Consider the following 10,542-nt stretch of genomic DNA (forward strand, 5'->3'; position numbering starts at 1 on the left):
TCAGGCATTACAAATCAGGAGATCGATGCAATGGCATCTGTCGAAGTCGTCACCCCACAGCAACTTTTGAAGGAGATCGACGCCCAGAGCCGCATGCCGATCCTGCGGATCGGCCAGGCGCTGATGTCCCTGAACATGATCACCGACGAGCAGCTGCGTGCGGCCCTGGCCCGGCAGCAGCTCGACAAGACCGTGCCGCTGGGCGAGACGCTGGTGAACATGGGCGTGGTCACCCGCGCGCAGCTGCAGACGGCGCTGGCGCGCAAGATGGGCTATCCGCTGGTCGACGTGCAGGAGTTTCCGGCCGCGGCCGAGGCGCTGCGCAAGATCAGCTACACCGTGGCGCGGCGCCTGCAGGTCATGCCGCTCATGATCCACGAAGGGCGGCTGATCGTCGCCATGGATGACCCGGCCACGCGCCGTGCGGCGCTCGACGAGGTCGAGTTCATCGCACAGATGAAGGTGGTCCCCGTGCTGGCCCACGCCGCCGAGCTGGACAACGTGCTGCACAAGGCCTACGAGAAGATCGGCGCGCAGGCCGGCGAGAAGCGCGCGCCGTCCGCCGACCCGATGGCCATCGAGTTCGACCTGGCCGGCACCAGCGAGCTGCTGCAGACGCTCGAGAAGGAAGACCGGTCGGGGGACGACGAAGAGGCGGCGATCGAGCAGTCGGATAACTCGCTCGTGCGCATGATCAACAGCATGATCCTCGAGGCGCACCGCGAGAACGTGTCGGACATCCACATCGAGAGCTACCCGGGTCGCGACAAGACCCGCATTCGCTTTCGGCGCGACGGCCGGCTCTACACCTACCTGGAGCTGCCGCCCAACTACCGCAACGCGATCGTGGCGCGGGTGAAGATCATGTGCGACCTCGACATCAGCGAGAAGCGCAAGCCGCAGGACGGCAAGATCAACTTCGCCAAGTTCTCGCCGCAGCACCGCATCGAGCTGCGCGTGGCCACCATCCCGACCAACAACGGTCTGGAAGACGTGGTGATGCGTATCCTGGCGTCGGCCAAGCCGCTGCCGCTGGCGCAGCTGGGGCTGTCGAAGCACAACCTCGAGCGCCTGAGCGAGGCGGTCGAGCGGCCCTACGGCATGGTGCTGTGCGTGGGGCCGACCGGCTCGGGCAAGACGACCACGCTGCATTCGGCGCTCATGCACATCAACACGCCCGAGCGCAAGATCTGGACGGCCGAAGACCCGATCGAAATCACGCAGCAGGGCCTGCGGCAGGTGCAGGTCAATCCGCGCATCGACTGGACATTCGCCAAGGCCTTGCGCGCCTTCGTGCGGGCCGATCCCGACGTGATCATGGTCGGTGAAATCCGCGACGGCGAAACTGCCAAGATGGCCGTCGAGGCCTCGCTCACGGGTCACCTGGTGCTGTCGACCCTGCACACCAACAGCGCGCCCGAAACGGTGACGCGGCTGCTCGACATGGGCATGGACCCCTTCAACTTCGCCGACTCGCTGCTGGCCGTGCTCGCGCAGCGGCTGGTGCGGCGCCTGTGCCGCCAGTGCATCACGAGCCGTCCGGCCACGGCGGAAGAGGTCGACGAACTGGTGGCCGACTACCTGCACGCCTTCGCGTCGCAAGACACGCCGGCCAACCGGGACGCCTTGCGCCAGTCGTGGATGCGCCAGCTCGGCCGCGACGGTGCCCTGCACATCCATTCGGCCAAGGGATGCAAGCAATGCGGCGAAACCGGCTTCCGCGGCCGCGTCGGCATCCACGAGCTGATGACGGTGTCGAAGGCCGTGCGGCGGCTGATCCAGGAGGGCGCTCGCGCCGAGCAGTTGCAGGAAGCGGCGCTGCGCGAAGGCATGCGCACCTTGCGGCAGGACGGCATCGAGAAGGTGCTGGCCGGGCTGACGACCATCGACGAGGTGCGTGCGACCAGCAATGTGTAGGTCGCGGCAGGCGCCGGCGCCGGCCGGCGTCGGGATTCAGTCCGCGGCGTCCCAGGCCACCTCGGGCAATGCACCGATGGCGGGCCGTGCGAACAGGAAGCCCTGGAACAGGCTCACGCCCAGCTCGCGCAGCACCCGCGCTTCTTCAGGCGCCTCCACGCCTTCGGCGATGACCTTGATGTCGAGCTCGCTGCAGGTGGTGACGAAGCCCTTGACGATCGCCACGCGCACGGGGTCGACATGGATGTCGCGCACCAGGCTCATGTCGACCTTCACCACGTCGGGCTGGAAGGCGGCGAGCAATTCGAAGCTCGCGTAGGCAGCGCCGAAATCGTCGATGGCCGAGGTGAAACCGTAGCGCCGGAAAATGTGGAAGGACGCCGCCAGGCCGGGCAGGTTGATGACCCGCTCGCCCTCGGTGATCTCGAACATCAACTGGTTCGCGGGAAAGTCGCAGCGCTTCGCGGTGTCGATGGCCGTGCGAAAGCACTCGGTCTGGCCGGCCACGTCGTTGGGCATCACGTTGAGGCTGAGCCTGGACGTCATGCCGAGTTGCGCGGCCATTTCGATCGCGCGGACGCGGCAGGCCTCGTGAAATGCGAAGCGATGCCGTGCCTCCACGCGCGACAGGATGTCAACGGCGCCTTCGCCCGACAGCCCGCGCACCAGCGCTTCGTGGGCGAAGACCTCGCGCCGTGCGGCATCGACAATCGGCTGAAAGGCGATCGTGAAATCCGGGCCGATGCCGGGCGAAAGCGGTGTGTGCGCGTCGGTGCCCTGCGTCATGGCGATGCCGGCTCAGTCTGCGAGTTCATGGCCTGCGGCCTGCGCCAGCAGGCGCGCGGTCGCATGGGCCGCGACCTCCAGCCTGCGGTGCTCACGCTCCGACAGGTCGGCGGTGCGGCTCGCGAAGGCGAAGAGCGTGCCGTAGACGCTGCCGTCCGGCATGACGACCGGCGCGCCGACTTGGGTGCCGATGTGCTGCATCACCGCGGACGAGGAGAGGGAAGGACGCGGCACACGCAGGCTCTGAGCGGCCTGAGGCACCCGCGGGTCCATCGCTTCCGAGACGAAGATGACATCCATGCCGAGTTGTTCCCTGATCAGCGCCAGCATCGACGACAGCGCCTGTGCCACGAGGGGGAAGTCGCAATCCGGCGTGTCGATCGCAGGTTGCGGCTCGCCGCCCCACGATGGGTCGACCGGTATGTCTACTGCGTTGCTGGTGCTGTCCATGTGGCCCCCTTGTTGTTGGACCTGATCCTAATGCAAGGGGGGCGGCCGACTTCACGCTGGCCGTCGGTTGTCGGGTCTGCGCAACTGTGCGAGCGCCGCCCGAGCCATGGATGTCGGCGCCGGCTCGTCGACGACGCCGGCGGTGGGAGAAGCGTTGAGACTCAGCGCTTGGCCAGCGTGCCCAGCGCGAACACCGAGTTCGGTGCGTTGATGCGCGGCCGCTTGGGTGCCGGGGCGCTGGCGGGAATGCGCTTGACGGCCGGCTGCTCGGTCTCGATCTTCACGCCCTTGGCCAGTTGTTCGAGCACCAGGCTCTGCAGCGTGACCGAGTCGAGAAACTCGACCGTGCGGCGGTTGAGCGAGGCCCACAGCTCGTCGGTGCTGCAGCGGCCATCGGTGGCGATGACCGGATCCTGCTTTTCGGCCGGTTCTTCCTCGATGGAGAACAGGATGTCCGCCACGGTGATGTCGCCAACCTTGCGACCCAGCGAGTAGCCGCCGCCGGGTCCGCGCGTGGACTCGACCAGCTTGTGGCGGCGCAGCTTGCCGAACAGCTGTTCGAGGTACGACAGCGAGATCCGCTGGCGCTGGCTGATGGCGGCCAATGTCACAGGTCCTGAGCGCTCACGCAGCGCCAGGTCGATCATGGCAGTGACCGCGAAGCGGCCTTTGGTGGTGAGTCGCATGAAGAACCGTCTTTCCGTTTCGTATTGTGGTGCTGAAGGCTGCTGTCGTTTTGTAGGACGTGGCGTCCCTTGTTGTGCAGCGGATCATGCTCTGGGACTCTGATGAGCGAATTAGTTCCCGGGGCGGCTCCGATGCTACCGCGCCCAGCGGCGAAGGCCCAGTTCGTCGGCCTGGCGCCGGTAGTCTTCGATGCGCTGGCGCACGAAATCCTCCAGCGAGGTGCCGGTCAGGGTGAAGGGGTAGAGCCCGTGCCGCTCGCGCAGGGCGGCGTAGCCGGGGCTGGCCACGGCTTGGCGGAATGCCTCGCTCCAGGCGCGCACGGCGGCTTCGGGCACGTCGGCCGACAGATACAGGCCGCGGACGGTCGCCCAAACGAGATCGACGCCCTGTTCCCGCGCGGTGGGCACGCCGGCCAAGGCGCCGGGCAGCCGTGCCTCGGCCAGCACGGCCAGAAAGCGCAATGGCGCGCCGCCCGCCACGGCCTGCAGCGCCTCGGCCGCGTCGCCCGGAAACAGGTCGACGTGGCGGCCGCGCAGTGCAGCCAAGGCCTCGCCGCCGCCCTCGAAGGCGACGAAGCGCATCGATTTGTGGTCACGCCCGGCGGCGCGCACCAGCAGGGCGGCCTTGACCCAATCCTGGCTGCCCACGGTGCCGCCCGCGCCGAAGGCCAGGCGCGCCGGGTCCTGGCGCAGCGCGGCGACCAAGTCGCTCAGCGTTCGAAATGGGGCATCGCGGTGAACGGCGATCACGCCGTAGTCCGTGCCCAGCGTGGCGATCCAGCGCGCCGTGGAGGGCGGGTGCGGTCCGAAGCGGCCCTGCGCCAGGTTGAGCAGCGAGCCGCTCGAAAAGGCGACCAGGGTGCCCGGTCCGCCCAGGCGCCCGGTGGCGATGCGGTCGAAGGCCACGGCACCGATGCCGCCCGGCAGGTAGCGGCTGGCCAGCGGCGGTCGCGTCGGGCGAACGGCCTGCAGCGCCTCACGCGCCAGGGCGCAGCTCAGGTCGAAGCCGCCTCCGGGCTTGGCAGGCACCACGCATTCGGCGGGGCCGTACGAAGGGTCGTCGTTGGCGATGGCACGCAGCGGCAGGCAGGCGGGCCAGGCCCACATGCCGAGTGCGCGCAGCACGCGGCGGCGGGCAGGGGCGGCGGGCGAGTGTGTGGTCTGCATGGCGCGCGTGTCAGGCCATCGAGCGGGGCCACCACAGGATGGCATGAAGTCCCGTGCCTGTGTCTCGCGCCTCCAGCCGCAGCGCGCCACGGTGGCGTTCGGCGATGGCGCGCGCGATCGCCAGTCCCAGCCCCGAGCCCCCGCCGGCCGCGCGCTGGCCGCGCCGAAAGCGCTGGCCCAGTGCGGCGCGTTCTTCGGGGCTCAGTCCAGGGCCGTTGTCTTCGACGTTGAGGCTGAAGCCTTGCGCATCGGCGGCGGCGAACAGCGTCACGGTGCCGCATTCGGGCGTGTTGGCGACGGCGTTCGCCACCAGGTTGGCCAGCGCCTCGCGCATCAGGCCCCGGTCCGCCACCGCGGGGAACTCGGGTGCCGGGGTGTGGATGCCCAGGTCGATCCGGCGCGCGCGTGCCTGCGGCAGGAAGGCCAGCGCGACCTCGCGCAGCAGCGCGGCCAGGTCCAGCGGCGCGAATTCCAGGGCCGCCGTGTCGCTGCGGCCGAGCGCCAGCAGCTGCTGCGTGCTGCGGGTGGCCCGGCCGATCTCGGTGCCCAGCGCCTCGAGCGCGGCCTGCACCTGCCGGGCGTCGTCTTCCCGCCGGGCGTAGTCGGCCTGCATCTGCAGGGTGGTGAGATGCGTGCGCAGCTGGTGCGAGGCATCGTCGAGAAACTGCCGCTGCTGCGTCACCAGGGCCTGGGTGCGCGCCATCTGCTGGTTGACGGCCGTCACCAGCGGGCGGACGTCGGCCGGCAGCCCGTCCTCGGCGATCGGGGCCAGGTCTTCGGGGCTGCGCGCCTGCACCTCGCGCGCGAGCCGGGCCAGCGGACGCAGCGCCGCGGCCAGCGCCACCGCCGTGCAGCACACCAGCAGCGCGAGCACGAGAGCATCGCGCAGCACCGCGCGCTGAACGAAGCGACGGGTGAATTCCTGCCGCGAGCGCGTGCTTTCACCCACCTGCACCAGCACGTTGCGCGCCTCGCTGCCGGCCGGGGCGCGCTCCAGCTCGCGCCGGTAGGCCGCGAAGCGCACCGGCTCGCCGAAATAGGTGGCGTCGTAGAACACCGGCCGGCCGGTGGTGAGCGCGCCCGGGGCCGCGGGCAGGTCGGCGCTGCCCAGCTCCACCAGGCCGTCGGAGGTGGCCACGCGAAAGTAGACCTGGCCGCTGGCGGTGAGCTCGAAGAACTCGAACATCCGGTAGGGCAGCTCGACCGAGAGACCGCCCGAGGCGGTCGAGATGTTGGCGTCGATGGATTTGAGCGCACCGAGCAGCGAGCGGTCGTAGGCCGAGTCGGCCGCTTCCAGCGCATCGTGCCGCGTCATCCACAACTCGAGCGTGGTCACCAGCACCAGCATCGGAAGCAGCAGCCACGCGAGCCGGTGCCAGAGGCTGGCTTCGCGCAGCCAGCGCGCCGGCCTAGCGTCCGCCTTCATCGGCTTCGAGGGCATAGCCCAGACCGCGCAGGGTCGTGATGCCGACGCCGCGCCCGTCGAGGCGCTTGCGCAGGCGGTGGATGATCACCTCCACCGCCTCGGGCTGCACGTCCGCTTCGTCGGAAAAAACGCGCTCGATGATCTGCTGCTTGGAAAAGGGCTCGCCGCTGCGCTGCACCAGCACCTTGAGCACGGCCTGCTCGCGCGGCGACAGCGCCAAGGCCTCGCCATGCAGCAGGAACTGCCGGCGCGCGGCGTCGTAGGCCAGCGGGCCGCAGGCCAGGCGCGGATGCTCGGTGCCGCGGGCGCGCCGCACCAGCGCGTGCAGCCGCGCTTCCAGCTCGGCCAGCGCGAAGGGCTTGGCCAGGAAGTCGTCGGCACCGGCGTTGAGCGAGCGCACCCGCTCGTCCACCGAGTCGCTGGCCGTGAGGATGAGTGCGGGCAGGCGCTGGTCGCGTGCGCGCAGGCGCTGCAGCACGGCGTGGCCGTCGAGCCCGGGCAGGCCCAGGTCGAGCACCAGCGCGTCGTGGTCGTGCTGCTGCAGCGCGCGATCCGCCAGGCGGCCGTCGTCCACCCAGTCGACCTGGATGCCGGCATGCTCCAGCGCCTTGCAGAGCCAGGTGCCCAGGGCGTGTTCGTCTTCGGCCAGCAGGATGCGCATGGCGCCACTATGCCGCGGCGGGCCGCATCGCTTCAGTCGGGCTTGATGTTGGCGCGGACGATCACCTTCTTCCATCGCGCCTGCTCGCTCGCGATGAACTTCGCGAACTGTTCGGGCGTGTCGCCGATCGATTCCGCAGCGTCGCCCTTGAGCCGCTCCAGCGCGGCGGGCGCCTTCACCGCCTTCATGGTTTCGGCCGACAGCTTGGCCAGGTTCGCGGGCGCCAGGTTGGCCGGCGCCAACAGGCCGTACCACTGCGTCATCTCGAAGCCCGGGAAACCTTGTTCGGCGACCGTCGGCACGTCGGGCAGTTGCGGCAGGCGTTGCGCCGAGCCGGTGGCGACGCAGCGCAGCTTGCCCGCCTTGATGAACGGGATGACCGCCGCCGCGCCGATGGCCGAGGCGTCGAGCCGGCCGGCCATCAGGTCGGTCAGCATCGGGCCGGTGCCGCGGTAGGGCACGTGCAGCATGAAGATGTTGGACGTCATCTTCAGGTACTCGAAGGCCAGGTGGCCGGCGCTGCCGTTGCCGGCGGAGCCGTAGCTGAGCTTGCCGGGCTTGCTCTGCGCATAGGCGATCAGCTCCTTCAGGTTCTTGGCCGGCACGTCGGGATGCACCACGTACAGGCTGGGCACCTTGGCCAGCAGGCTGACGGGCTTGAAGTCCTTGTTCGCGTCGTACGGCAGCTTGTCGAAGATGTACGGGTTGACCGCCAGCGTGCCGATGTGGCCCAGGATCAGCGTGTGCTGGTCTTCGGCGCGCGCGACTTCGGTCATCGCGATGTTGCCGGCTGCGCCGGGCTTGTTGTCGACGAACACGCTCTGGCCCAGCGTGCGCGAGAGTTCGGCCGCGACCGAGCGGGCCACGATCTCCGAACTGCCGCCGGGCGCGAAGGGCACCACGAAGCGCAACGGCTTGGCTGGCCAGGCGGCCTGTGCCAGGGCGATGCGCGGAAGGGCGGCGGCCAGGCCGAGGGCGCCGGCCGTGCCGAGCAGACGGCGGCGGGTGGCGGAAATGTCGGACGTGGGCCCGGCGGGTCGCGGATCGTGCATGGCTGTCTCCATCGGTTTGTTCGGAATGGGCCGATGGTGCCGTGCCGGAGCTTTCAGGAAGCTGTCGTTCCAGCGCCCGGTATCTCAGCGCCGCACCACGTAGCGCGTGACCACCGGCAGCGTCTCGCCCTGGTGAAAGGCCAGGCGGCGCTCGCGCAGCGCCATGTCGGCGGCGGTCGCACGGTGGAAGCGGCGCAGGTGCTCGGTCCACGATTCGTCGACCACCTCTTCGACGTAGCGGCCCGGCTCGGCGATGTCGTGCAGCAGCTCCCAGCCGATGGCGCCCTGGCCCAGGCGCGCGCGGCGGGTCTGCTGCATGACCATGTGGAAGGCGGCGGCGCGGGCCGGGTCGATCAGGTATTCGATGGTGACCACCACGCGGCCTTCCTCTCCCGGCGCCTCGGCCGGCGGACCCTTGGCCCAGCCCTTGCGCGCGGGGGTGGTGTCTTCGTCCTCGCCCACGTGGTCGGTGACGTAGCGGATCGCCACCAGCATGCACACGGTGCCGCTGGCCGCGCCGATGCCCAGGGTGATGTGCAGCGAGGACAGCTCCGCCACCTGCCCCCAGAGCGCCGCACCGAAGGCGCTCGCGCCCATGATCGCCATCTGGTAGATCGACATCCCGCGCGCGCGCACCCAGTCGGGCAGCGCGAGCTGGGCCGAAACCGACAGCGAGTTCGCCGTGGTGATCCAGGCCATGCCGCCGCAGAACATGGCCGGCACCGCCACCCAGGCATTGGGCGCCACCGCCATCACCGCCGTGGCGGCCGACTGCAGCAGCGCGCCGCGCATCACCAGCTGGTCGCGCGACAGGGCCTGGCGCAGCCGCGGCAGGAACATCACCGCGGTGATGGCGCCCGTGCCCATGGCCGCCAGCAGCAGCGTGAAGGTGCCGGCCCCGCCGCCCTGCAGGTTGCGTGCGAGCAGCGGCAGCAGCGCCAGCAGCGCGGTCGAGTGCAGGAAGAAGATCGAGATGCGCGTGAGCACCGCCCGCATGCGCTGCGACTGCCGCACGAACTGCACGCCCACGCGCATGGCGCTGATCAGCTTCTCGCGGCCCAGCGGATTCGGCTTGTGCTCGCGCCGCCAGCGCATCACGATGAAGCCCGAGGCCACGCACAGCACCGCGTTGAGCCCGAAGACCCAGACGGTGCCCGCGCTCGCGATCAGCGTGCCGGCCAGCAGCGGCCCGACGATGCGCGATGCATTCATGGCCAAGCCGTTGAGCCCCAGCGCCGCTGGCAGGTGCGTGCGCGGCACCAGCTCGGGCACGATGGCCGAGAACACCGGCCAGCGCAGCGCCAGGCCGATGCCGTTGGCGAAGGTCAGCGCCAGCAGCAGCGGTGCGCTCATCAGGTCGAGCACCACGGCGCCGCACAGCACGATGGCGGCACCGGCCAGCCAGAACTGGGTGGCGACCAGCCAACGCCGCCGGTCCAGGATGTCGGCCAGTGCGCCGCTGGGCAGGCCCAGCAGGAACACGGGCAGGGTGGACGCCGACTGGACCAGCGCCACCCACATCGGCGAGGTGGTCAGCGAGGTCATCATCCATGCGGCGGCCACGTCGTTCATCCACATGCAGATGTTGGCCACGAGCCAGGTGGTCCAGAGCAGGCGGAAGACCGGCAGCCCGAGCGGCTCGAAAGGGCCGATGCGCGGCGGCGGCACGCGCTTCGGGACGACGGGGCTTTCTTCTGGCGAGATCGGGGGCATGGGCCGGCTATTGTCCGGCGCCCGGACGCCCGGGCTTGCCGGTCTTCTTCGCCAAGTGGCCCAGCGGCAACGCCCGGCTGGCCTTGACCTCGCCCAGCGAGAAGCTGGTATGGAGGTCTTTCACGTTGGGCAGGTGCATCAGGCTGTTGAGGGCGAAACGGGAAAAACCGTCCAGGTCTTCCGCCACCACCTGGAGCTCGAACATGCCGGTGCCGCTGATGTAGTGGCAGGCGACCACCTCGGGCAGCTTGCGGATGGCGTCCTCGATCTTGCGCGTGACTTCGCCGGTGGCGCGGTCGGTGTCGAGCCTCACGAAGGCCAGCACGCCCAGGCCGATCTTGTGCCGGTCGATCTCGGCGTGGTAGCCGACGATGTAGCCGTCCTTCTCGAGCGCGCGCACACGGCGCCAACACGGGGCGGCGGACAGGCCCACGCGCTGCGCGAGTTCGGCGTTGGTGAGCCTTGCATCGGCCTGCAGTTCTTGCAGGATGGCGAGGTCGAACTTGTCAATGCTTTCCATGGAGTGGCATCTTAAGCAAGATCCTTTCAAATGGGGTGCTTGATCGGGCAAAGAACGCAAACACCTATCAAGAGGCCAGGCATACACTTTGCGAGCATCATGGCTGCGGGGCGCATACCCGGGCCCCACCCAACCACCCGCCACTGCCCACAAGGCACAGCCAC

General features: G+C 69.6%; 10 protein-coding genes. 1 reads left to right on the forward strand and 9 read right to left on the reverse strand.

The window, feature by feature from the left end:
- Positions 1–30 precede the first annotated feature (30 nt).
- On the forward strand, positions 31–1,917 hold the full coding sequence (locus B0W80_RS09785; protein ID WP_076998938.1) for a GspE/PulE family protein: 1,887 nt from the start codon (positions 31–33) through the stop codon (positions 1,915–1,917).
- A 36-nt stretch (positions 1,918–1,953) separates the two neighbouring features.
- Here the strand turns inward: B0W80_RS09785 and B0W80_RS09790 are convergent, their stop codons facing one another.
- The 9 genes from B0W80_RS09790 to B0W80_RS09830 form a co-directional block, all read right to left on the reverse strand.
- Positions 1,954–2,703, reverse strand: a complete 750-nt coding sequence (locus B0W80_RS09790) for an EAL domain-containing protein (RefSeq protein WP_076998939.1) — start codon at positions 2,701–2,703, stop codon at positions 1,954–1,956.
- Between the two features lie 12 nt (positions 2,704–2,715).
- Entirely contained in the window at positions 2,716–3,153 is a 438-nt protein-coding gene (locus tag B0W80_RS09795; protein ID WP_076998940.1) for a hypothetical protein, read from the reverse strand.
- Between the two features lie 161 nt (positions 3,154–3,314).
- Positions 3,315–3,839, reverse strand: coding sequence for an Rrf2 family transcriptional regulator (locus B0W80_RS09800; RefSeq protein ID WP_076998941.1), 525 nt, complete (start codon positions 3,837–3,839; stop codon positions 3,315–3,317).
- Positions 3,840–3,974: 135 nt separating this feature from the next.
- Positions 3,975–5,006 (reverse strand): tripartite tricarboxylate transporter substrate binding protein, encoded by a 1,032-nt coding sequence (locus B0W80_RS09805; RefSeq protein WP_076998942.1) that lies wholly within the window; start codon positions 5,004–5,006, stop codon positions 3,975–3,977.
- A gap of 10 nt (positions 5,007–5,016) precedes the next feature.
- Complete coding sequence (locus B0W80_RS09810) at positions 5,017–6,432, reverse strand: sensor histidine kinase (protein WP_076998943.1); 1,416 nt, start codon at positions 6,430–6,432, stop codon at positions 5,017–5,019.
- Positions 6,416–7,093, reverse strand: coding sequence for a response regulator (locus B0W80_RS09815; RefSeq protein ID WP_076998944.1), 678 nt, complete (start codon positions 7,091–7,093; stop codon positions 6,416–6,418). Before B0W80_RS09815 ends, B0W80_RS09810 begins: the two co-directional genes overlap by 17 nt.
- Before the next feature lie 32 nt (positions 7,094–7,125).
- Positions 7,126–8,145, reverse strand: a complete 1,020-nt coding sequence (locus tag B0W80_RS09820; protein ID WP_256856527.1) for a tripartite tricarboxylate transporter substrate binding protein — start codon at positions 8,143–8,145, stop codon at positions 7,126–7,128.
- 84 nt (positions 8,146–8,229) lie between these two features.
- Positions 8,230–9,858 carry an MFS transporter gene (locus B0W80_RS09825; RefSeq protein WP_076998946.1) on the reverse strand — a complete coding sequence of 543 codons (1,629 nt, stop codon included), beginning with the start codon at positions 9,856–9,858 and terminating at the stop codon, positions 8,230–8,232.
- A gap of 7 nt (positions 9,859–9,865) precedes the next feature.
- The gene (locus B0W80_RS09830) at positions 9,866–10,378 is read right to left on the reverse strand and encodes an Lrp/AsnC family transcriptional regulator (RefSeq protein WP_076998947.1); all 513 of its coding nucleotides are present in this window, start codon (positions 10,376–10,378) and stop codon (positions 9,866–9,868) included.
- Positions 10,379–10,542 lie beyond the last annotated feature (164 nt).

The organism is Variovorax sp. KK3 (genome assembly GCF_001984055.1).
Lineage (GTDB): Bacteria > Pseudomonadota > Gammaproteobacteria > Burkholderiales > Burkholderiaceae_C > Variovorax.